Origin of the sequence: Cohnella sp. SGD-V74 (genome assembly GCF_003001675.1) — a bacterium.
In the GTDB taxonomy this organism is placed as follows: domain Bacteria; phylum Bacillota; class Bacilli; order Paenibacillales; family Paenibacillaceae; genus Cohnella.
Genome location: NZ_PVYW01000004.1, coordinates 356300 through 377949 on the forward strand (window position 1 = coordinate 356300; position 21650 = coordinate 377949).

Here is a 21650-nt window from a genome sequence, read left to right on the forward strand (position 1 = left end):
GCCGTATGCCGCTGACCGTCGATCTGATCTGGGTAATGCCAGCGTAGAGACAACTTTGGTCGCGTATCTTCGGATGCCGTGCGCTAGCCTGCCCTGCTCGTAAGGGGCGGGCTTTTTCGTTTGCGGTCAAGCCGCTTCGGGGCGTGCGGAGTACAAGGGCAGCCCGGAAGACTTCGTTGCTCGATTGCCCGTCTAAGCGTTCAAGAGGGAACACAATACGGGAGAGGAAGTGTTGAAGTTATGGCGCAAGCCGGACAAGGGACGAAGTCCCGGGGATTGAAATTGACCGATATTCTGGTCACGGTCGTGATCGCGGTCGTATTCGGCATCATCTACAAAATATGGGGCCCGATGTACGACGTCTTTAAGCCGCTCGGGCTGCATGCGGAGCAGTTGTCGTACGGTATGTGGTTCCTGGCGGGGACGTTCGCGTTCCTCGTCATCCGCAAGCCGGGCGTGGCGGTGCTGGCCGAGGTCGCGGCGGCCAGCGTAAGCGCGCTGCTCGGCAGCGAATGGGGCATCTCGACGCTGTGGTACGGGCTGCTGCAGGGGCTCGGAGCTGAGATCGTGTTCGCGATCTTCCTGTACCGCAACTTCTCGGTGTGGGTCGCATCTCTGGCGGCGATCGGTGCGGCGGCGGGGTCGCTGGTGCTGGATTTTGGCTACGGCTACATTGAGCAGCTCACGGCGTGGAACTACACGCTGTTCATCGGGCTGCGCCTGATCGGCAGCATCGTCATCGCGGGCATCTTCGCTTATTCGTTGGCCAAGGCGCTGGAGCTGACGGGCGTGACCAAGGTGCTGCGTCCCGCTTCGAAGCAGGACTTCGACGCGCTTCACCGGGCATGACGGGGGACGCGACAGCGACAGGCAGCGCTGCAGCGGCGCTTGCGGCGGATACTTCAACGCCGACTGCGTACGGAGCATCCGCGGCGGCAGCATCTCCGGCGGCGACTATGCCCCGGGCATCCGTGCCGACGCCGGGTGAGCTGCCCGATGCCGTCGCGGCGGCAGTATCCAATCTGAAGCTGAAGTTCGCGGGAGAGGACGCCTTGTTGTTTCAAGGCGTTTCTCTTTCTTTTCGCAAAGGGGAGCATACGCTGCTGCTCGGGCCGAGCGGCTGCGGCAAGTCGACGCTGCTTCAGGTGATGAGCGGACTGATCCCCGGCTCGATCGAGGTGCCGATGATCGCCGACGAGACGGTCGTGCCTGATCGGTGGGGATACGTGTTCCAGGACCCGGACACGCAGTTCTGTATGCCCTACGTAGGCGAGGAACTCGCCTTCGTGCTGGAAAACCTGCTGGTGCCGCGAGAGGAGATGCCCGCCCGCATCTCCCGGCATCTGCGGCAGGTGGGACTCGACCTGCCAGACCCCCACGTGCCGATTCAGACGCTCTCGCAAGGGATGAAGCAGCGGCTGGCGATCGCCGCAGCGCTGGCGACGGAGCCGGAGGTGCTGTTCCTGGACGAACCGACGGCGCTGCTCGACGAAGAGGGCACGGAGCAGGTGTGGCGGACGATCCGTTCGGTCGCAAGCGGCATGACGCTGATTGCCGTCGAGCACAAAATCGAGGGAGTGGCCGATCTGTTCGACCGGGTCGTCGTTCTCGGACCTGGCGGAGAGATCGTGGCGGACGGCGCGGCTGCCGATGTATTCACGCAATATCGATCCGAGCTGAACCGCTACGGAATCTGGTATCCGGGCATTTGGGAGGAGCGGGACCGGAAGCTGGGCAAGCGGCCGGGGAAAGCTAAACCGGAAGCTTCGGATCGACCGATCGCCGAGCTCCAAAACTATCGCGGACTAAGAGGAACGAAGCCGGTCATCGAAGTGGAGAGCGCGGAGATCAAGCCGGGGGACTGGATCGCCGTCATGGGCGACAATGGAGCGGGCAAAAGCTCTCTCCTGCTCGCGATGATGCGCCTGATCAAGACGGAAGGGCTATGCAGGGTAGCTGGAGGGGAGTTTAGCAAGACGGAGCAACTGGCCGAACATGCGGCTTTCGTGTTCCAGAACCCGGAATTTCAATTCGTGACCCATACGGTTCGGGACGAGATCGAGTATTCGCTGCTGGTCGACGGAGTGGAAGCGGGAGAGCGGCGCGAGAGAAGCGAGCGGCTGATGGAGGAGCTGCAGCTAACCGATTGCGCGAGCCGCCATCCCTATCAATTGTCGATGGGACAGAAGAGGCGGCTCAGCGTCGCTTCGGCAATCGTCCGCGGCCAGCGGCTGCTGCTGCTCGACGAGCCGACGTTCGGGCTGGATGCGCGCAACACGTTCGCCATGCTGGAACTGCTGGAGCGCCTGCGCTCGGAAGGCATGGCGATTCTGATGGTGACGCACGATCCCCGGATTGCGGAACGCTATTGCACGGCCGTCTGGCGCGTTCGGGAGGGGAGGCTGGCGAATGCAATTGACCTTTCCGCATCGGCGGACATGGCTGCATCGCGTTAATCCCGTCGTGAAGCTGGCGCTGTTTTCCCTCTGGTTTTTCGCGGTCATTCTCATTCACGACTTCAGCGTCATGGCGAACGTGGCGGCCGGTTCCGTGCTTCTGCTGCTCTGGTCGGGCCACCCGTGGCGCAGGCTGCTGCTGTACGCTTCTCCTTTCCTTCTCGTATTCGTCTCCTCGACGACGGGCATGATGTTTTTCGGCAAAGGGGAGACGCCGTGGTTTTCTTGGGGCATCGTGAACATTACCGAAGAAAGCTATTACCGCGGGCTTCATCTCGGCTTCAGGGCGCTGAGCATGGCCGCGGTAGGCCTGCTGTTCGGATTGACGACGCGGCCGGTCGACCTGTTCTACGCGCTGATGCAGAAGGCGAAGCTGCCGCCGAAATACGCGTACAGCTTTCTCGCAGCGATGCGGATGATCCCGATTCTCGTCGAGGAGTTCCAGACGCTGCGCCACGCGCTGAAGATCCGGGGGATGAAGAAGCAGGGCAGACTGAAGACGTTCTATCAGACATGGCACCGCTATGCGATTCCGCTGCTGGCGCAGAGTATTCGCAGGGCGCACCGGATCGCGGTCGCGATGGAGGCGAAGCGGTTTGCCGGCCAGGGGCGAAGAACCTATTATTATATTATCGGGTTCAGCTGCCGGGACATCGTCTTCGGAGCCGTGACGGCCGCCTTGTTCGGACTGTCGTTCGCGCTGGGAACCCAGTGGCCGTACGTCGGCATTACCGACGTGCGATGAGAAAAGAGGATGAAAGCCATGCTGATCATGAATGAGAAAATAAAAGCTTCCGAGGTGAGGCTGACGGGAGCGGACGGAGAGGAACTGGGCATTGTCTCCAGAGACGAAGCTCTGGCTCTGGCGCGCGAGCTGAAGGCGGATCTGGTGTGCACTTCGCTGTTGAGCAGCCCGCCGCCGTGCAAGCTGACGCCGCGGGGAACAGCCAAGCAGGCAGCCGCCAAGGAGAAGCAGCAGGAGCGCAAAGCCGCGCAACCCCCGAAGGTGAAGGAGATTCGCCTGACGCCCCACATTGAGGATCACGACTACGAGACGAAGCGCCGTCAGGCGGAGAAGCTGCTCGCCTCCGGCGACGCGGTGCAGTTCGTCGTGAAGATTCAAGGCAAGGAAGGGCAGAAGGCGAAGGAACTGCTGGAGCAATTGCTGAAGGATCTTGCGGAGGTCGGGCGCAAAGCGACCGGCATCCAGCTCAGCGGCAAACAAGCGGCCGTCCAGGTCAACCCCGTTCGATAGGGGCTGCCCGGCGGCCGCTTGGCATGCGGTGCGGATAGAGGAGAGCGGCTGCTTAGGCTTTCAAAGCAACGGCGATCTGAGCCGCGACTTTGGCGTTATGGTAGACGAGCGCGATGTTCGTCTCCAGGCTGCGTCCTTCGGTCAGTTCCTTGATGCGGGCGAGCAGGAACGGAGTGACCTTCTTGCCGGTAATGTTCTGTTCCTTGGCTTCGCTCAGCGCCTGTTGAATGACGCCTTCGATCTCGGCTTGCGGAAGGGCGGATTCGGCCGGCACCGGATTGGCGACGATGGCGCCGCCGTTCAGGCCAAGCTGCCATTTCTTCTTCAGCACGTCGGCGACTTGAGCAGGCTCGTCGAGGCGGAAGTCGACGCCGTAGCCGCTCTCCCGGGCGTAGAAGGACGGGAATTCGTCGGTCTTGTAGCCGATGACGGGCACGCCGTGCGTCTCCAAGTATTCGAGCGTGCGGCCGATGTCGAGAATCGACTTGGCCCCTGCGCATACGACGGCAACGTTCGTCTGCGCCAGCTCGGTCAGGTCGGCGGAGACGTCCATTGTCGTCTCGCCTTCGCGGTGCACGCCGCCGATGCCGCCGGTCGCGAACACCTCGATGCCGGCCAGCGCGGCGCCGATCATCGTGGCGGATACTGTCGTCGCGCCGATTTTGCCGGAGGACAGCAGGTAAGGGAAGTCGCGGCGGCTGACTTTCTCGACGGGATTGGAGGTCGCGAAGGCTTCCAGCTCTTGCTCGTTCAGGCCGATCTTAACGCGGCCTTCCATAATGCCGATCGTCGCCGGGACAGCTCCCTGCTCGCGAATGATCCGTTCGACGGTGCGGGCCATTTCGATGTTTTGCGGATAAGGCATGCCGTGGGAGATGATCGTCGTCTCGAGAGCGACGATCGGCTTGCCGGCGGAGAGCGCCTCGCGAACTTCGTCCGTATAGGTCAGGTACTGGCTGATTGCGTTGTTCATTTAGAATCTCTCCTCTAGAGTTTGTTGGAGCGTATGCTCGCTAAGCTGGGCCGAGACGGACTCGGCGGTCTGCAAGGTCAGATGAGAGGCGGCCAGTCCGAGCCGGCAAGCCTCGCGATAAGAGCGGTCGTGCAGTATGCCGTACGCGACTCCGGCGACGAAGGCGTCCCCGGCTCCCGTCACTTCGACGACTTCCGTCGGAATCGGGGGAATAAGCGCCCGATCGCCGTCCGCCGACGAGTGGAAGACGCCTTGCTCCCCGGAGGTAATGAAGACGTGGGCGACTCCGCGTTCATGAATGGCCCGGGCCAGCTCCGCATAGTCAGGCACGTCTGAGGGGATCGCTCCGGCCAGCTCGACCGCTTCCTCCAGATTGGGGAAGATCGCGGTTACGCCGGTCAGGTCGGCGGGCAGCTTCTTCGCCTTGCCGGAGGAGACCGGGTCGATCAGCAGCGGCAGCGAGCCGTCGCGGCACCGGCCGACCAGCTCGGCCAGCGTCTCGGCCGGCAAGTTCGCGTCGGCGACAACGAGCTTCGACGCGGCGATGTGCGGCCAGCGCTCCTGCACAATTTGCGGAGAGAAGCGGTCGTAAATGTCCATGTCGGCATAAGCGACGAACATCTCTCCGTCCGGATCGAGCAGAGCGGTGTACGTGCCTGTCTTCTCGCCGGGCAGCACCTGGGCAAGCGAAGTGTTCACGCCGGCTGCGGCGGTTTCCTTCAGCACCCATTGTCCGGCCTGGTCGTCTCCGACAACGGTGAGCAGGGAGACGGTGCAGCTCAGACGGGCCAGATTTTCAGCGATGTTGCGTGCAACGCCTCCGCAGGCTGTCGCTACGCTGGCCGGGTTGGAAGAGCCCGCCCGGATGAGCTGCTTGGCGGTGGCCTTGCTGTCCAGGTTGGCCCCGCCGATGCACAGCACGGTATTCTCCTCCGCGGTGATGTATGCCCGACCGCGGATGACGCCCCGCTTGGTCAGCGCGGCGATGTAGCCCGCGACCGCGGATCTGGAAATGCCGATGCTGGCGGCGATGTCGTTCTGCGATATAAAAGGATTGTGGCGGATCAGGTCCATAATTTGCCGCTCGCGGTCCATTGTCCGATCCTCCTTCGTTCATATTGAAACTGAAGCAAGTTCATCATACACCTTGTCTAAACATTTGTCTATAAAATAAACTTTTGTCCGGTTGAGGGCGAGAAGGAGAAAAGAGGAAACTACGGTGACGAGATCGGCAACAGGAACAGGAAATGTAGCAGGAACAGGCGCAGGCTCTGTAGCGGCAACAAGAACGACCACGGGGAGAATCCCTGAAGCTCTTGCGCAAGCAGCGCGGTATGCGGGCTTATCCGAAGGGACGACGCTGCCTGCGGACGTGCTGGCGGACATTTACGACGCCAAGCTGTTTAAACAGTTCGTGCCGGAGGAGCTGAACGGCCTGATGCTGCCGCTGCCCGAGGCGCTGCGCGTCTTCGCTGAGGCATCCGAGATCGACGGAAGCTTCGGCTGGCTCGTCACGATCGGGTCGGGCGGCGGCTTTTTCTCGGCGGCGCTGCCTCCCGAGCAGGCGCGGGAGCTGTTCGGTCCGGCGAACGCAGTCGTAGCCGGCAGCGGACACCCGAACGGAGTCGCCGTTCCGGTCGAGGGAGGCTACCGGGTCAGCGGCCAGTGGAAATATTGCAGCGGCTCGACGTTCGCCAGCCTGTATACGGCCAACTGCCGTATCGACAGAGGAGACGGAGCTGAGCCGGAAATTCGCTCGTTCGCGTTTCTGCCCGAGCAGGTTCGCGTCATCCGCGATTGGAACTCGTTCGGCCTGAAAGGCACGGACAGTCATTCGATGGCGGTGGACGAAGCGTTCGTGCCCTCGGAGCGTACATTCAGTATTATGAGCCCGCCCAACTATGACGATCCCATTTTCCGCTATCCGTTTCTGCCGTTCGCGCAGACGTCGTTCGCCGCCGTATGTCTGGGCATTTGCCGCCATTTTCTCGCGGAGGCCCGTTCGTTCGTCGCTTCCAAACGCGCCGAGTGGGATACGGCCAAACCGGGACGGGCTGAAGGAACGGAGCGCGCCATCTCCGAGCAGGAAGCGAAGCTGGAGACGGACGCAGTCCATTTCTACGAGACGGTCGAGCGGACATGGGACGCTTTCGTCGCGGCCGGGGAAATGTCGGAGGTCGATCAAGCCGAGGTCGGACAGGTTTGCCAGGCGCTGTCCAGAAGCGCATTAGCGCATGCGCATACGATTTTCCCGCTGCTCGGCATGGCCGTGCTGATGGAGGATCATCCGATCAACCGGATCTGGCGCGATCTTCATACGGTGACGCAGCACGCGGTTCTGGTGGCGAAACCCGAGCCAGCCTGACCGGCAAGAACACCGAACGCCGAACACCGAACGCCGGAAGAAGCCAATCGGTTCATCGTAAGGAAGGACGCAAAACCGGCAGGGAACGCTAATCTCGGGAGGGTAACCGCATGGAGGGTTTCAAAGCGCTGATCGTGGATCGTACGCAAGACGGGAATCACAGATGCGAGGTCGGAATGCTGAAGAAGGAGCAGCTGCCGCAAGGGGAGCTGCTCGTCAAGGTAACCTATTCCAGTCTGAACTACAAGGACGCGCTGGCCGCTGCGCCGGACGGCAACATCGTGACAACCTATCCGTTCGTCCCCGGCATCGATCTGGCAGGCACCGTCGTCTCCAGCGAGGACGCGCGCTTCCGGGAGGGGGACGCCATCGTGGCGACAGGCTACGGGCTCGGCGTCACCCATTTCGGCGGGTACGGCGAATACGCGAGCATCCCGGCCGACTGGGCAGTCCCGCTTCCGGACGGCTTAACGCTGAAGGAAGCGATGATCTGCGGGACGGCGGGCTTCACCGCCGCGCTGTCGGTTCAGGCTCTGCGGGACAACGGAGTCGTCCCGGAAGGCGGGCCGGTGCTGGTAACCGGAGCGACCGGAGGCGTAGGCAGCGTCGCGACGGCGATTCTGGCGAAGCTCGGCTACGAGGTGACGGCCAGCACGGGCAAGCCGGAGGCGAAGGAGGAACTGCTCGGACTCGGAGCCGCCAGCGTCATCGACCGCAGCGAACTCGCACCGGCGGCTCCCCGCGCTCTGGACAAACAGCGCTGGGCCGGCGTCGTCGATTGCGTCGGCGGCAAGACGCTCGCCGCCGTACTGGCCGGCGTGAAATACGGCGGAACCGTCGCCGCCAGCGGACTGACGGGAGGAACCGACCTGCCGGCGACGGTGTTCCCGTTCATACTTCGCGGCGTCCGTCTGATCGGCATCGATTCGGTGTTCGTCCCGATGCCAATCAGACGGAAGACATGGGAGCTGCTGGCGTCCGAATTCCGGCCGGACAAGCTGCACGAGCTGTCGTCGGAAATCCCGCTCGAAGACGTTCCGGCCGCGCTGGCCGCCATGCTCGCCGGCAAGTCCAGGGGACGAGTCGTCGTGAAGCTATAGCTTCACGACTTCGACCCGCGTGGAGAAGAACGTCGCCCCGCCGCCCATGTCGGCCAGCCGCTGCGAGGTCAACGAATTGACGGCCTGAACGCCGTCGTTGCCGTGCTCCCACCACAGGCCTTGCGTGACGAGCACGCCCGGCAGCACGTTGTCCGCTACTTTCGCTGTCAGACGAACTTCGCCGCGCCCGTTCCACATCCGCACCGAATCTCCGTGCGCGATGCCCCGGGCGGCGGCGTCTTCGGCGTTCATGTCGACGACGGGCCCCTTCTCCAGCTTCTTCAGCCGCTCTTGATTGCCGAACGTGGAGTTGATGAAGCTGTGGTTCGGCCCGGTGACGAGCAGGAACGGATATTCCTCCGGCTCCCGCAGCGGCGAATATTCCGGCACGGGCGGCAATCCCGCGCGCAGCATCCGCTCGGAGTAGAACTCGATTTTCCCTGAAGGGGTCGGAATCCGCTGCGGAACGAGCGACGGCCGATCCAGCTTCATTCTCACGGAACCTTCCCGCCGCAGCTCCTCGTAGGTCAGACCGTCCAGGAACGGGCTCTTGTAATCCAAAGCCTCGCGAATCATCTGCTCCTCGGTCACGTCGAATACTTCCGGCTCGAATCCCATGCGCAGCCCAAGCTCCTTGAACAGCGTGAAGTTGGACTTGCATTCGCCCATCGGCTCGAGAATCGGCTCGTGAAGCTGCAAGTACAGGTGCCAATAGGATGCGAACAAGTCGAGGTTTTCAAAATGGCTTGTCGCGGGCAGTACGATATCGGCGTACTTGCATGTGTCGGTCAGGAACAGGTCGTGCGTCACGGTGAACAGATCGTCCCGCATCAGCCCTTGGCGCACCCGATTCTGATCGGGCGCGACGACCGCGGGATTGCTGTTGTAGACGAACAGCACGTCGACGGACGGCTCCGACGCCAGCAGCGCTTCGCCGAGCCGGTTCATGCTGATCGAGCGGACGTTGCGGTCGGGCAGCAGGTCCGGCCGTTCCAACTGCAAAGCATTCACCGAAGAATAATGGCTGTTGCCCTTGATCGCGCCGCCGCCGGGAATGCCCCATTGGCCGACCAGGGCGGGCAGGCACGCGATCGTGCGGATCGCCATGCCTCCGTTATCGTGGTGCTGAAGGCCGTTGCCGATGCGGATGAACGACGGCGTCGTTCCCGCGTATTCGCGGGCCAGCCTGACGATCGTATCCGCCGGAACGCCGGTAATTTCCGCGACCCGCTCCGGCGGGTATTTCTCCGCTTGGACGGCAAGCTCCTCGAATCCCTTCGTATACTCCGCGATAAAACGCTCATCCGTCAGCTTTTCTTTGATCAGCACATGCATCATGCCGAGCGCCAGCGCCGTGTCGGTTCCCGGGAGAATGCCCACGAACTCGTCGGCCCAAGCCGAGGTGCGGTTGCGGTGCACGTCGATGTGGACGATTTTCGCTCCGCGCTTGCGGGCTTCGGTCAGATACATCACTTGATGCATGTTGGTCGATACGAGATTGCAGCCCCAGATCAGGGCATACTTCGTATGAACCGTCGTTTCGGGATCGGTGCCCGCCGAAGCGCCCATCGTATAGCCGTAGCCCGCCGATCCGGCCGCGTTGCAGATCGTCCTCTCCAGCTGGCTGGCGCCGATCCGGTGGAAGAAACGCCGGTCCATCCCTTCGGCGTTCAGAATGCCCATATTGCCATAGAAGCTGTAGGGAAGAATCGATTCCGCTCCTTTGGCGGCAATGGCGCTCTTCAGTCTGGAGACGATCTCGTCGTAGGCTTCGTCCCAGGCGATGCGTTCGAATTCCAGCGTTCCCTTGGGACCGATTCTGCGCAGCGGGTGCAGCACGCGGTCGGGGTGGTACACGCGCTCGCGCAGATGGCGGACTTTGTTGCAGATCGCGCCCTGAGTGACCGGGTGGTCGGGATTGCCGTCTATGGATACAATGGCGTTGTTCTCCAGGGTGACGTGCAAGCTGCACGTGTCGGGACAATCGAAAGGACAAACCGAGCGAACGACTTTGCTCTCTGTTACGGTCATGATTGTGCTCAACTCCGTTTCTATTGCCAGTATAGCTCAAACAAACGTTTGGCGGGAATGGGGCGGCGGAAGCGAACCTCTGTTTTTCGTTGACGATTCAGAAAGTATAAAATCCGCTATCCTTATCTGAATCGTCTCCGACAAAACGAATTCATCGTCCAGAGGACGCCGAAGGCGTTTTTGCTTAGGAAAAGCGGGGTAATTCAGGTTGAGGCTGGCAACAATACGAGCAAAGGAGGTGTAAAAAATGGCGGAGCTCGAGGGGAAGGTCGCAATCGTAACCGGCGGTGGCTCGGGCATCGGCAAGGGGGCGGCGTTGAAAATGGCGGCCCACGGGGCCAAAGTCGGCGTCGTCGACCGGGATTCGGAGCGGGCGGAACGAGTGCGCGAAGAAATCGAACGGGCTGGAGGAGAGGCGTTGGATTTGGAAGCGGACGTCGCGTCGGCGGATTCGATCCGCTCCGCGATTGAACGAGCGGCCTCGCGCTGGGGGCGATTGGACATTGTTTTCGCGAATGCCGGCATTAACGGAACGTGGACGCCGATCGAGCATCTGACCGAAGAGGATTGGGATCGGACGATGGACATCAATCTGAAGGGGACGTTCTTGACGCTGAAGCATGCCATTCCGCATCTGAAACGGCAAGGAGGCAGCGTGATTATCACCAGCTCGGTCAACGGCAACCGGATCTTCTCCAATATCGGGGCGAGCGCCTACAGCACGAGCAAGGCGGGACAGGTCGCGCTGATGCAGATGGCTGCGCTGGAGCTGGCGGAGCATCGTATCCGGGTCAATGCGATCTGTCCGGGAGCTATCCGCACGAATATCGGGGAGAATACGAACAAGACGCCCGAAGCCGAGGCGGCGCAAATCCCGGTGGAGTATCCGGAAGGCTCGAATCCGCTGGCGCATCGCCCGGGCACGCCGGAGCAGGTGGCCGAGCTGGTGCTGTTCCTGGCTTCCCCGCGCTCATCGCTGATCACGGGAACGAAAGTGTACATCGACGGGGCAGAATCTTTGCTCATCGGATGAATGAACGCATGAAGGTTGGACATACTAAGCTTTGACAGAAGAATAAGTTGCTTTTTGCATGGGAACCTGTTATAGTAAGGACTATCGAAATCGTGACCTGAATTCACAAAATGGAAAGGGTTATCATTTTGAAGTTAACCCTGCCGTTTTGTGGATTTTTTATTCGTATGAATAAAAAAGTTCATGAGGCAATTGTAATTTGGAGGTGAAATACATGCAAGAGGGTACAGTTAAATGGTTCAACGCTGACAAAGGCTTCGGATTCATCGAAGTTGAAGGCGGAAACGACGTATTCGTGCACTTCAGCGCGATCACGGGCGAAGGCTTCAAGACTTTGGATGAAGGCCAACGCGTTCAATTCAACGTGGTTCAAGGCAACCGCGGACCGCAAGCGGAAAACGTAGTTAAGCTGTAAGCTTAACGCGCCGCAAGAGAGATTCTCGACGATTTTCGTCGGGAGTCTCTCTTTTTTTGCGCCCGAAGGCACCCTGTTGCTCATGACCGACTTAGTGACCGCGGTAACTGGTCATATGACAGAGACCGGGGATACGATGGGGGGAGATCATTTCGGCCCTGATGGGGCGGAAGGACAGGGGAGATGACGATGAGTTTCGATGTGATCGTGGTGGGCGCCCGCGTGGCTGGGGCTTCTCTCGCGTATTATTTGGCCAAGGCAGGATACCAGGTACTGCTGCTGGATCGGGCGACCTTTCCGAGCGACACGTTGTCCACGCACAATATGTTCAGCAACTCGCTTGGAATACTGCAGGAGATGGGAGTGCTGGAGGCCGTGATGGCGACGGACACTCCGCTCTACCGCAGAGGGCGGATTCAATTCGACGGAGCGGTCATCGACGGACTGTTCCCCGAGACGAACGGGATTCAGGGCTGTCTGTGCGTGCGGCGGAAGTATTTGGACCGGATTTTGTTCGAGCATGCCAAGCAGCAACCGGGAGTAACGGCCGTTGAAGGCTTCAAGGTAACGTCGCTGATTCGGGTTGACGGGGTCGTCGCGGGAGTGGAAGGCAGGCGCAGGGACGGTCAGGGAGAGACGGAAAGATTCGAGGCCAAGCTTGTCGTAGGGGCGGACGGAAGATTGTCCAGAGTCAGGGAGTGGGTGGGAAGCGAACGCAAAATTTCCCTTCCGACGGATTTCGCTTCTTACGTAGCCTACTTGTCGGACTTCCGGCAAGAGGGGGAGACGCATGTGGAGTTCCACAAAAACGGGGATAAGCTGGCGATCGTTTTCCCGACGAGCGATGGCCAGTTTGTCGTCGGAGGGATGTTCCCGCTTAACGACATTGCCCGCTTGGAGCGCTTCAAAGCGAACCCGGAAGCGAGCTTCCGCGAGCTGATCGACGAGGGCTTCGGGCATACGACGCTTGCCGAGCGCTTCCGCGGCGCCCGGTTTGTCGAGCCGATCCGCGGCTTGCACGGCTATGACAACGATTGGTACGTCGGCATGGGAGAAGGCTGGGCCTTGCTCGGGGACGCGCTTACCTTCAAGGACCCTTGCGTCGGCCAAGGGATGCACGACGCGCTGTTCGGCGCGCGGCTGCTGGCGGACATTTTGTCGCGGCGCCCTTCGGACGAGTGGCAGGGGAACTGGGCGTCGATGGGAGAGGCGTATCAGTCGGCCATGGAGGAGAAGCTGATGTCCCGCTTCTGGCTCGGCTGTCAGTTCACGAAGAACGTGCCGGTCTCCGAAGAAATGACGGCGGCTTACAATTTGGTCGGCTCGGACCGGAGCGCGACCGGGACGTTCCTCGGCATGTACAACTACGCGAGCGAGCCGGAGGATTTGCAGGCCGAGATCGGACGGTTGCTTGCAAGCGTGCAAGGGGGAGCTCCGACGCAGGTCTGAAGGAGATAAGAGGCGTCAGGTTCTTAGGCGACGGAGAAGGGTATGCTTTTCGTCTGTCATCGTCTGTCGATGGGGACGGTATGCCCGGAATCGAGGAAAGCCAAGCCACCCCTGTCCGGGGCGGCTTGGCTTTCCTTATTGCGCGCTTTTCTTCGTGATGGAGAAGATGACCGTTTTGCCGGTCAGATCGACCAGTACGTCCACTTTATCGTCTCCGATTTCGAGCTGTTGGGAAGCGACCTTGGCGCCGGATTCGACTTTGACGCAAATGTCGTTGAATCGCTCGCGGAACGTCGCCGAGTTGTAGCCGAACAAATAGTTGGAGAACGACTCGACCGCCTCCTGATTGCGCGCCAGCGTCCCTTCGCGCAGCCGGATCGTTATGCCGTAGGTATTGTACTGGGGATCGAGCCACAGCGCCGTCTCCTCGAGCGTCTTGCCCGAATTCGCGGCGGACAGGACGGCGTCCTTCTCCTTCTGGTCCTTGAACAGTCTCAGCTTCGTATCCAGCAGATCGTGGTTGGAGCCCCGCAGCGCCCCCGCCTGTTTGAGAACTTCGTAAGCGTCGCGCATTCTCCTGTCGGGGAATACGACGATCCGCGTGCCTCCGCCGACGGTCGGAACGGCGAGCTGGAGGTCGTTCTTCTCCCCGGAAGTGACGGAGATGCGGTTTTTCTTCTCCGTTAAGCGATTCAGAAGAACGAGGGACTGCGCTCGCGTAACTTTGTCTCCGACGCCGAAATAGCCGTTCGGGTACCCCTGCATAATGCCTTTGACCAGCGCTTCCGCGATGAACTTCTGCTCCCGCTCCGAGGCGCTCATCAAGTCTCCGTAAGCCTGCGCCAGCTGGCGGCTGAACTGCGAATCCTCCAGAAACTCCGTCTCCTGAAGCGTATAGTAGATCACTTCCGCGACGTTCTCGCGCGTCATATCGTTCTGAAAATCGCTGTAGCGGCTTCGGTTCAGGAAGTGCAGATCGCTGGCGACGTCGATGTAGGGCTTGGCCCAATACCCGGTAGTCGCCGGCTTGAAGTCGAAATAGCGGTAATCCTGCTTCAGAATCGTCTGGTTCTCCGCGCTCAGGCTTTGCAGGAACGAGGAATTCCAGCTTCGCTCTCCGTTCTGGTGCAGGTCGGTATAGGACAATACGAGCATCTTGATGAATTGATCGACTTTCACGGGCGCGTCGGGCCGGAACGTTCCGTCCGGATAGCCGTCCAGTATGCCCTTGGACACCATGTCCACGATCGTTTGCTCGGCCCAATGTCCCCGAATGTCGGTAAAAGGGGTTTTGCTTGTTCCTTGCGCATAGGCCGAACTTCCCGTGCTTATAAGCGCGATAAGGATAGCGAAAAACGTAAAACGACGCATGAAAATCCTCCCGTTTCTGATTTGCCTGTCAGGCACCCTAATAAGCTAACCATAATCGGGATCGGGTTGGAAACCGCCGAGGAGACTAATGTGGCGGAGGGCGGTTGCGGTCTTAAGTTGCGTTTTTGCGTAGGTCTTGAGGTGCGCAATCCCGGTCGGAGCGATCGGCGCGGATAAAGCCGAAATTGCGTATGAGCTGATAGAACCAGTAAGGGGTCGTTCGAACCGCGTCTGCAGAACGAGTCGATCATGGGCCAAGCCATGCGGGAGTCAGGGGGACCCGGCCCGGACCTTCCTTCCGCGGCGGAAGAGAGAAACGAGATAGACGACGAGGAAAGGAAGCACGGAGCCGAGAATTCCCCACAGCGGATGAATGCCGGAGACGATGAAGTTCCAGTTGGCCTCCCCGCGCATGCCGACCGTGATGGAGATGACCGCGCAGAGCAGCGTAAGCGGGAAGATCAGCTGCCGGTTGTCCACGGGCAGTCCGAGCAGCCCGTTCAGCGTAGCGTTCGAGATGAACAGGACGATCGAAGCCTTCATGAACGAAGCGACGATCATGGAGTATCCCATCAGCGCTTCGATCCGCTGGAACAATTCCGTCATTTCGATCGTGCGCGACACTTCGAACATGGAATATTTGCGTTCTCCCGCGAGCGGCCCGAAAGTCAGTATGGTCGCCAGCGTCACCATAATCAGGGAGGCCATATTAAGCAGTACCGCCAGAGCCAGCTTGCGTCCGATCCGGTCGGACGGACGAAGGTGAACGAAAGGGAGGATCATCGTAAACAGAACGACTTCCCCGAACGGAAATCCGAATACGAAGTACGTGCCGTGCAGCAGAGGCTTAATGCCGTCTTCGGCGACCGGCAGGAGGAAATGCCAATCGTAGCGCACGGACGACAGGATCGTAATAAATACGATGAAAATCATGACGCTCAGCATCAGGAGTCCGAACATGCCGACGAACTTGCCTAACCCGATCCGGACCGTGCAGGCAGAGGCGAGGAAGGTGAACACGATGAAGACCGTATAGTAGGTCGCCCGCATCATGGAGCTCTTCAGGAACATGGCGATATCCATTACGATGGCGGCGACCATATGAATCTGATAGAGCAGGAAGACGAACAGAATCGCGAAGGCCAGAGGTTTGCCCAGCAGCTTGGAGACGTATTGAACGTAGCTCGTCTCGGGGTAGCGCCGGGCCAAGGAGACGAGGGGGATGAGAAGCAGAAGGCCGGCCGCTCCCGCGGCAAGGAGGCAGATCCATGAGCCGGTCCCGCTGGTCGCGATGAGCGGCGCGGGAATATTGATGATCGACGAGCCCGTCAGGAAGACGAAAAGCAGAATGGCAGCCTGGGTGGGGGTGATCGCGTTCTTCAAGCAGTTCACCCTTTCGAGTTGAAATATGCGAACAAGGAGTCGACCGCCGGGCCGAATACGAGAGTGACCGTATCGTAGAAGGAGTAGCTGCGCAGCCATCCTTTCACGATCAACATGTGGTAAGCGGCCAGCAGCAGGAGCGCGACGTACGTCGCCTTGACCTTGGCCGGGCTCGAAGCGAGGCGGCCCGGCCTGAGATCGTACATAAGCATGGCGGCAACGGCGGAGCCTATCAGCGCGTAGACCACGGATCTCACATCTCCGATCGAATGGGTTTGCCGGCATTGGTGCCTGTCGTTATGATCGCGATATCGGCATGAACCTCGTAGCTTGAACGGGCAAACCTGTTCGGCCAGTCTTCCTTCCAGCTTTTCCACAACCGCGGATTCGTTTCGTGAAGGCGATTCCCGGCGCCTACGAGATCAAGGCGCTTCTCCAGCATCCAATCCGCGCTTTCGCTCATCGCCTGTTCCAAAGAACGCTGCACTCTGTCCCGAAGCTTGACCTCGTCGTCCGGCGTCAGCGTTTTTCCACAGACCATCTCGGAAATGGCCACGTACCCTTTCGCCCGGAAGATAAGATGAAGACGATTGTCCTGCACCTTAACGGTCGTACGGCTATGAAGCTGCAGAACTTCGGCTGCGTCCTCCTGCAGCAGGCGAGGGGCGGAGGCTTTCCCTTCGCAAGGAACTTCGAGGATTCCGCTGCGATAGTCGTTCCTCAGCGTCAGCAGACCTTCGAGCAGCTGCGAGGGAACGATCGTGCGCACGCGTCCCTGTGCGAGCACGGCAGCTCCCGCGATGTTCGGATTCGTAAGGCGATCCTCGTTCTGGAGGTACAGGTAAGGAAGCAGCGCCGTTCCGGATTCGCTTCTGGCCTGCAAGGCCAGGTCAAGCAGATCGATTCGCGAAGTTTTCCCGGAGAGCTGGTGGGCAGCCTGTTCGCTCTGAAAATACTGCTGGCTGATCGTGTTCTCGATATAGGGAGGAACGTTCAGATAGTCGGCCGCCCGCCCTTTCGTAATCAGGATGTGGGAGGTGAGCCGCGGCTCATGGTCCCGGTAGAAAAACTCGAGCACGTCCAGCAGCGGCATCTGTCTCGCTAATTCTTCGCCGACGAGGATGACGCGCATATGGCTCCATTGGGCTTTGCGCCCCAGATGGATCGTAATGTCCCGAACCGCTTCGATGACCGATTGATCTTCGGTTCGAACGTTGATGTACGCTCTGCCCGATTTTCCTTTGCCCGTTACGCTCTGCGAAGGTTTGAAGAATTGGACGCTTAATTGGATGCTTCCCCGGTCCGTCGCATCCAAGGCGACTCCCATCACGAAGCCCTTGCGGGGAAGCTCCGCCCGATCGCCGCAAGCCGACAGGCCCAGAACGGAGATCAGGAACGGAAGGCAGGCGGCCAGGCCGTATACGATCCGGCGCAACGATCCGGTTGTCATGGGCGGAACTCTCCTTCTCGTCTAGTTCGCGCGCGGAGGTTTCGTCCGCCGGATCAGCACGGGCAGCCTCTCGCGTATGAGCGTGTCGCGGAACTGACGCGCATTCCACGGAGCAAGGGGCTTAAGATAGGGGACGTTCAAGGAGGTCAGAGTCGAGAGATGGATCCAGATGAACAAGTACCCCAGCAGGATGCCGAATCCGCCCAGTACCGCGGCCATGGCCATCAGCGGGAATTGGAGCAGCCGCATGGCGATGGACATGTTGTATTGGGGCAGGCTGAACGAAGCTATCCCCGTCAGCGAGACAACGACGACCATAATCGGGGAAGCGATGCCGGCGCTGATTGCCGCTTCCCCGATAACGAGCGCTCCGACGATGCTGACCGCCGCCCCTACCGTTCTCGGCAGCCGTATTCCGGCTTCCTTAAGCAGTTCGAAGAAGAATACCATGATGGCCGCTTCGATGAAGGCGCCGAACGGAATGCCTTCGCGCGAATCGATAATCGCCAGCAGAAGGACGGTGGGGATGAGCTCCGTATGGAAGGTCGACACCGCGATATACAGGCTGGGGAGGGAGATCGTGAGGATCAGGGCGATCATCCGAATCCATCGAATGAAGTTCGATACCAGCACCCTCTGGTAATAGTCTTCGCTCGACTGGAGAAGGTCGAAGAACAGCCCGGGACAGATAAGCACCGAGCCGCTTCCCTCCGTCAGCACGATGATCTTCCCGTTCAGCAAGGCGGCTGCGGCTGCATCGGTTCGCTCCGTATACCGGAACTGCGGAAACGGGGAGTAGGGAGCGTCCTCGATCAATTCCTCGACATAGGAGGTGTCCAGAATTTCCCCTTCGCCGATGCGGCCGATTCTTCGACGGAACTCCTCGAGCACGTCGGAGTTCACCACGCCTTCAAGATAACCGTAAGCAATCCGAGTGTTCGAATATCCGCCCGTATCGAGCAACTCGAATTTCAGCGCGGGGCTCTTGATGCGCATCCGGATCATCCCCAGGTTCCGGTGAAGATTCTCTACGGTGCCCTCCCGCGGGCCTTGAACGACCGGCTCGGTTTCCGGCTCCGTCACCTGGCGGGTTTCCAGTCCGATGGCCTCGTAACAGATCGCCTTGTCCCAGCCTTCGAGGAACAGCACGACGTAACCGCGAAGCAGGCGGGAATCGACCGTCGCCCAATCCGCGGCAAGAGTCGCCGTCTCCGCCGAAGCTCCGTGAGAATCGTAAAACCGGATCAGCATCTCAGGCGTAATCTCCTCGCCTGCGCCGACGGGATGCTCGGTCAAATCCTGAAGCGATCTTTTCATATAATTGACTTTCTTATCAGGAATCAAGGTGACGAAATAAGCCGATACCGCGGTGTGCTTCAACTCGGGACCGTACTGCCAACGGAAGATTTCCAGATCGCCGCAATTGTCGAAAGTCTGCTTCAATCGAAGCAGGTTCGCTTTTAACCGCGGGGATAATCGATTGTCGCTCATGACGGACACCTCCGGGTATGCAGGTTATGATGGCGTATGTAAAGTTTCCCAATTATGCCCCCCTTTTATGCGGCGCAACCGCAACAAAAGGAGGCTGTCCCATAAGCAAATAGAGCCGTACCAAATGATTATCGATGGATGCATGGTAATGGGCATCTATCTCCTTCCGATGCTATACGATCCTGAAATTTTGAATGGATAGACCCGTAACAGGGTCATTTCAGGACCGTATGAGGCAGTCTCCAGGAGATAGATGCCCTTCTCTTTTCATCGATAATCTTGTACGTCCCTACCTATGGGACAGCCTCGAACGCTTGTTATGACCAATCCGTCGCGTTTACGCGGATTGCTCCTTGGTTCGGGCTTCGATCAGCAGCTTCATTTCCGCCCTGTCCTGTTCCTTGAGAATCGGGCAAGTGTAACATTTCGTTCCGTTTTCTCGTTTATAGTACATACAGCAAGCGGAGCGGAGCATAATTTGGCCGCCCGGCTCGTACGGACTGTCGATATAGACCGGGGTATGGACGTACGGATTTTTGCGGCGATTAAACGTCTCGCCCGGCATGCCGGCCAGCAGGAGGCAGTCGTCCTCCATCGTTCGTCTCAGCGCCCCTTCCGGGATGAGCCCCCGGAGATACTCCATAACGTAAGCGATCCGCGCTCCATACTGGTTCCAGATAAGCGCGGGCTTTAACCCCGCCGCGCGCGCCGCCGCCTCGATCAGCGGATTCATCGTTTCCGCGAAGTAGCGGGTCCATTCGGCGCGAATGGCCTCGTCCCGTCCTTCGGCGGGCAGATCCGTCCATTTCAATTCGTTGTACTTGAAAATAACGTGCGCATGATCGTCGTGCGCTTCGAGCTGCACGGTCAAGTTGTCGAGCGAGAGATCGAGAATTTTGCCGTACTGGGACATGACGATCTGCTTGGTGGCCGCGAGGCCGAAGAAGGAGATGCCGATGAACGACACGGCCAGCTCCAGGCCGACGCCCTTAATTAAGGAGGAGCCCAGCTCCAACGCTTCGCGCATCCGCTTCTCGTCCAGCAATTCCGCGGCCGGAACGGACAGCAGCGGATGCTCGCAGCCGCTCGCGGAAATATGGAAGTGTTCCTCGAACAGCGAAAGATCCATTGTCATCCCATCCCGTCACGTATCTGATTCTGATTCTCATTTCAATTCATGATAGCTTTCGCTTCTTGTTGTTGTCAATCAAGGGGGAAGGAGTATAATAAGGGGGCTGATATGAAAGGGTGGAAAATTTTGTTTGCTTCCTTCAGAAAAATAAAACCGCTTAACGCGGTCGTATGGACTCAATTTCTAAGCGCATTCGCGGACAATTTGAATTTCTTCCTGATCGTAGGCCTCGTAAAGCGGGAAGGCGCCGCGGACCCGGATGGCATGGTCACTTACATACAAATGGCGTTTCTCGTCGCTTACGTCGTGCTCGCGCCGATCGTCGGAGCGTTCGCGGACAAGAAGGCGAAGTCTCACGTGCTGCTGCTCGGCAACGCGATGAAGGCGACCGGCATTACGTTGCTGCTCCTCGGAGTGCCTCCGGCGCTCTGCTACTTCTTCGTGGGCGTGGGAGCCGTCGTGTACTCGCCGGGCAAATACGGAATATTGTCGGAGCTGACGAAGTCGGAGGGAGAGCTGCTGAAGGCCAACGCCCAGGTGGAAGGCTCGACGATTCTCGCCATTCTGCTCGGAACGGTCGCAGGAGGTTTCCTGGCCGCCCGCTCCGATCTGCCGGCCATTCTCGTTTGTCTGTTCATTTATCTGCTGTCGCTGGCCATGACCTTTCTCGTTCCGGTCAAACCCGGCAATCCCGACATTCGATACCGGGCGGCTTCCGGACAGTTTTTCCGCGACGCGGTGAAGCTGTTCCGCAACCGCCGGAGCCGCTTCTCGCTGATCGGCACGGGAGCGTTCTGGCTGACGGCGTCCGTGCTGCGGATCGCTCTGATCGCCTGGCTGCCGCTTAACCTCGGCATCGTGGACACCGACCAGCAATCGATGATCATCGGCGTGACGGCGCTCGGAGTCGTAGCCAGCGCCTGGCTGACGCCGAGGCTGGTGCCCGAAGGAAGGCTGTACCGCGGATTCTTCTACGGCATCGCGATGGTCGGCGCGGTCATGGCCGCGAACTTCACGAACGAGCTGTGGCTGACGGTGTCGCTTCTGTTCGTGACCGGCGTCATGGGCGGCATTTTCCTCATCCCGTTGAACACGATGCTGCAGGAGGAGGGCAAAGCCCTCGTCGGCCCCGGAAGAACGATCGCGGTTCAGAACTTCGTGGAGAACGCGCTGACGGTCGTGGGCCTGTTCCTGTACTTGACGCTCAGGAAGATGGAAGTGCCCGTCAACTATTCGGTCGTCGGCATCGGCGCGGTATTGACGCTGTTCTTCATCTACCTGGCGTTCCAGTTCGGCAAGATCAGGGAAAGCTACGCCCTTATTCGCGCAAAGAGATGACGTGCACGAGCTGGGCGTCTGCCGTGATCTTGATGATCGCGTGGCCGGAGTCGTATTCCGCCGTACCGAGCCCGACTTCCGCCGAAGGCTCAGATCCGAGCAGATAGAACAGATCGTCGGCGAGCGTGCGGACGCACACTTCGCGCTCGTCCTTGCTCAGGTCTTGCCAATCGTTTTCTTCCATTTCGAACGCTTCGTAAAATTGCGGCACGGTCGTTAGCGCCCGGGACAAGTCGTCCAAAATATGATCATAGGATCTGGTATAGGAAATGGCCATGGGGAGTACCCCTTTCGAAGTTTATGCTTGCATTATACGCGAAGCGAATTTCTTTAGCCAACCTTTAGGTAATCTTCCTGCATGTAAGGCTTTAACGCTCAGTTAACATTTTGTATAATAAGTAGGGTTCG

At 59.6% G+C, this 21650-nt stretch carries 20 protein-coding genes; 10 read left to right on the forward strand and 10 right to left on the reverse strand.

Annotation, left to right across the window (positions count from 1 at the left end; translation table 11 throughout):
* Positions 1-240 precede the first annotated feature (240 nt).
* The 4 genes from B0G52_RS08790 to infC are packed head-to-tail and all read left to right on the forward strand — an operon-like array spanning position 241 to position 3711.
* Positions 241-849, forward strand: coding sequence for an ECF transporter S component (locus B0G52_RS08790; RefSeq protein WP_094043220.1), 609 nt, complete (start codon positions 241-243; stop codon positions 847-849).
* On the forward strand, positions 846-2456 hold the full coding sequence (locus B0G52_RS08795) for an ABC transporter ATP-binding protein (RefSeq protein WP_369827027.1): 1611 nt from the start codon (positions 846-848) through the stop codon (positions 2454-2456). The genes B0G52_RS08790 and B0G52_RS08795 overlap by 4 nt, the downstream gene beginning before the upstream one ends.
* Positions 2410-3201: an energy-coupling factor transporter transmembrane component T family protein gene (locus B0G52_RS08800; RefSeq protein ID WP_094043339.1), complete on the forward strand. Its 792-nt coding sequence runs from the start codon at positions 2410-2412 to the stop codon at positions 3199-3201. Before B0G52_RS08795 ends, B0G52_RS08800 begins: the two co-directional genes overlap by 47 nt.
* Before the next feature lie 18 nt (positions 3202-3219).
* Positions 3220-3711, forward strand: coding sequence for a translation initiation factor IF-3 (gene infC, locus B0G52_RS08805; RefSeq protein WP_094043222.1), 492 nt, complete (start codon positions 3220-3222; stop codon positions 3709-3711).
* Between the two features lie 52 nt (positions 3712-3763).
* On the opposite strand, the gene B0G52_RS08810 is transcribed toward infC, so the two are convergent.
* Both B0G52_RS08810 and B0G52_RS08815 read right to left on the reverse strand, forming a co-directional pair.
* Positions 3764-4672: a pseudouridine-5'-phosphate glycosidase gene (locus tag B0G52_RS08810; RefSeq protein WP_094043343.1), complete on the reverse strand. Its 909-nt coding sequence runs from the start codon at positions 4670-4672 to the stop codon at positions 3764-3766.
* 12 nt (positions 4673-4684) lie between these two features.
* The gene (locus B0G52_RS08815) at positions 4685-5779 is read right to left on the reverse strand and encodes a carbohydrate kinase (RefSeq protein ID WP_094043224.1); all 1095 of its coding nucleotides are present in this window, start codon (positions 5777-5779) and stop codon (positions 4685-4687) included.
* Positions 5780-5903: 124 nt separating this feature from the next.
* Between B0G52_RS08815 and B0G52_RS08820 the strand changes: the two genes are divergently transcribed.
* Together B0G52_RS08820 and B0G52_RS08825 are read left to right on the forward strand one after the other, a co-directional pair.
* On the forward strand, positions 5904-7049 hold the full coding sequence (locus tag B0G52_RS08820) for an acyl-CoA dehydrogenase family protein (RefSeq protein WP_143762541.1): 1146 nt from the start codon (positions 5904-5906) through the stop codon (positions 7047-7049).
* A 110-nt stretch (positions 7050-7159) separates the two neighbouring features.
* Complete coding sequence (locus B0G52_RS08825) at positions 7160-8149, forward strand: oxidoreductase (RefSeq protein WP_094043228.1); 990 nt, start codon at positions 7160-7162, stop codon at positions 8147-8149.
* Here the strand turns inward: B0G52_RS08825 and B0G52_RS08830 are convergent.
* Positions 8144-10180: a molybdopterin-containing oxidoreductase family protein gene (locus tag B0G52_RS08830; RefSeq protein WP_094043230.1), complete on the reverse strand. Its 2037-nt coding sequence runs from the start codon at positions 10178-10180 to the stop codon at positions 8144-8146. The genes B0G52_RS08825 and B0G52_RS08830 overlap by 6 nt on opposite strands.
* Positions 10181-10427: 247 nt before the next feature.
* On the opposite strand from B0G52_RS08830, the gene B0G52_RS08835 reads away from it, so the two are divergent.
* The 3 genes from B0G52_RS08835 to B0G52_RS08845 all read left to right on the forward strand — a co-directional run bounded on the left by B0G52_RS08835 (position 10428) and on the right by B0G52_RS08845 (position 13077).
* Positions 10428-11213 carry an SDR family oxidoreductase gene (locus B0G52_RS08835; RefSeq protein WP_094043232.1) on the forward strand — a complete coding sequence of 262 codons (786 nt, stop codon included), beginning with the start codon at positions 10428-10430 and terminating at the stop codon, positions 11211-11213.
* A gap of 214 nt (positions 11214-11427) precedes the next feature.
* Positions 11428-11628 (forward strand): cold-shock protein, encoded by a 201-nt coding sequence (locus tag B0G52_RS08840; RefSeq protein WP_094043234.1) that lies wholly within the window; start codon positions 11428-11430, stop codon positions 11626-11628.
* Positions 11629-11817: 189 nt separating this feature from the next.
* Positions 11818-13077 (forward strand): NAD(P)/FAD-dependent oxidoreductase, encoded by a 1260-nt coding sequence (locus tag B0G52_RS08845; protein ID WP_233162494.1) that lies wholly within the window; start codon positions 11818-11820, stop codon positions 13075-13077.
* Positions 13078-13212: 135 nt separating this feature from the next.
* Here the strand turns inward: B0G52_RS08845 and B0G52_RS08850 are convergent, their stop codons facing one another.
* The 6 genes from B0G52_RS08850 to B0G52_RS08870 all read right to left on the reverse strand — a co-directional run bounded on the left by B0G52_RS08850 (position 13213) and on the right by B0G52_RS08870 (position 19901).
* Positions 13213-14448, reverse strand: coding sequence for an S-layer homology domain-containing protein (locus tag B0G52_RS08850; RefSeq protein WP_094043238.1), 1236 nt, complete (start codon positions 14446-14448; stop codon positions 13213-13215).
* Between the two features lie 270 nt (positions 14449-14718).
* On the reverse strand, positions 14719-15831 hold the full coding sequence (locus B0G52_RS08855; protein WP_158223641.1) for a GerAB/ArcD/ProY family transporter: 1113 nt from the start codon (positions 15829-15831) through the stop codon (positions 14719-14721).
* A gap of 5 nt (positions 15832-15836) precedes the next feature.
* Entirely contained in the window at positions 15837-16079 is a 243-nt protein-coding gene (locus B0G52_RS35550) for a hypothetical protein (RefSeq protein WP_158223642.1), read from the reverse strand.
* Between the two features lie 5 nt (positions 16080-16084).
* Positions 16085-17281 carry a Ger(x)C family spore germination protein gene (locus B0G52_RS08860; RefSeq protein ID WP_094043242.1) on the reverse strand — a complete coding sequence of 399 codons (1197 nt, stop codon included), beginning with the start codon at positions 17279-17281 and terminating at the stop codon, positions 16085-16087.
* A gap of 21 nt (positions 17282-17302) precedes the next feature.
* Positions 17303-18772, reverse strand: coding sequence for a spore germination protein (locus tag B0G52_RS08865; protein WP_094043244.1), 1470 nt, complete (start codon positions 18770-18772; stop codon positions 17303-17305).
* Between the two features lie 337 nt (positions 18773-19109).
* Positions 19110-19901: an IucA/IucC family C-terminal-domain containing protein gene (locus tag B0G52_RS08870; protein ID WP_158223643.1), complete on the reverse strand. Its 792-nt coding sequence runs from the start codon at positions 19899-19901 to the stop codon at positions 19110-19112.
* A gap of 111 nt (positions 19902-20012) precedes the next feature.
* Here B0G52_RS08870 and lplT point away from each other — a divergent pair, with 111 nt between their 5' ends.
* On the forward strand, positions 20013-21242 hold the full coding sequence (lplT, locus tag B0G52_RS08875; RefSeq protein ID WP_158223644.1) for a lysophospholipid transporter LplT: 1230 nt from the start codon (positions 20013-20015) through the stop codon (positions 21240-21242).
* Here lplT and B0G52_RS08880 read toward each other — a convergent pair.
* A complete protein-coding gene (locus B0G52_RS08880; RefSeq protein ID WP_094043250.1) occupies positions 21223-21519 on the reverse strand; it encodes a hypothetical protein in 297 nt (98 codons plus the stop codon). The genes lplT and B0G52_RS08880 overlap by 20 nt on opposite strands.
* Positions 21520-21650: the final 131 nt, after the last annotated feature.

Bases quoted from the DNA above. Each gene is read 5' to 3' on its own strand.
- B0G52_RS08790 (WP_094043220.1), top strand. From the start codon at position 241: ATGGCGCAAGCCGGACAAGGGACGAAGTCCCGGGGATTGAAATTGACC.
- B0G52_RS08795 (WP_369827027.1), top strand. From the start codon at position 846: ATGACGGGGGACGCGACAGCGACAGGCAGCGCTGCAGCGGCGCTTGCG.
- B0G52_RS08800 (WP_094043339.1), top strand. From the start codon at position 2,410: ATGCAATTGACCTTTCCGCATCGGCGGACATGGCTGCATCGCGTTAAT.
- infC (WP_094043222.1), top strand. From the start codon at position 3,220: ATGCTGATCATGAATGAGAAAATAAAAGCTTCCGAGGTGAGGCTGACG.
- B0G52_RS08815 (WP_094043224.1), bottom strand. From the start codon at position 5,779: ATGGACCGCGAGCGGCAAATTATGGACCTGATCCGCCACAATCCTTTT.
- B0G52_RS08825 (WP_094043228.1), top strand. From the start codon at position 7,160: ATGGAGGGTTTCAAAGCGCTGATCGTGGATCGTACGCAAGACGGGAAT.
- B0G52_RS08830 (WP_094043230.1), bottom strand. From the start codon at position 10,180: ATGACCGTAACAGAGAGCAAAGTCGTTCGCTCGGTTTGTCCTTTCGAT.
- B0G52_RS08835 (WP_094043232.1), top strand. From the start codon at position 10,428: ATGGCGGAGCTCGAGGGGAAGGTCGCAATCGTAACCGGCGGTGGCTCG.
- B0G52_RS08840 (WP_094043234.1), top strand. From the start codon at position 11,428: ATGCAAGAGGGTACAGTTAAATGGTTCAACGCTGACAAAGGCTTCGGA.
- B0G52_RS08845 (WP_233162494.1), top strand. From the start codon at position 11,818: ATGAGTTTCGATGTGATCGTGGTGGGCGCCCGCGTGGCTGGGGCTTCT.
- B0G52_RS08850 (WP_094043238.1), bottom strand. From the start codon at position 14,448: ATGCGTCGTTTTACGTTTTTCGCTATCCTTATCGCGCTTATAAGCACG.
- B0G52_RS08860 (WP_094043242.1), bottom strand. From the start codon at position 17,281: ATGACAACCGGATCGTTGCGCCGGATCGTATACGGCCTGGCCGCCTGC.
- B0G52_RS08865 (WP_094043244.1), bottom strand. From the start codon at position 18,772: ATGAGCGACAATCGATTATCCCCGCGGTTAAAAGCGAACCTGCTTCGA.
- B0G52_RS08870 (WP_158223643.1), bottom strand. From the start codon at position 19,901: ATGGATCTTTCGCTGTTCGAGGAACACTTCCATATTTCCGCGAGCGGC.
- lplT (WP_158223644.1), top strand. From the start codon at position 20,013: ATGAAAGGGTGGAAAATTTTGTTTGCTTCCTTCAGAAAAATAAAACCG.
- B0G52_RS08880 (WP_094043250.1), bottom strand. From the start codon at position 21,519: ATGGCCATTTCCTATACCAGATCCTATGATCATATTTTGGACGACTTG.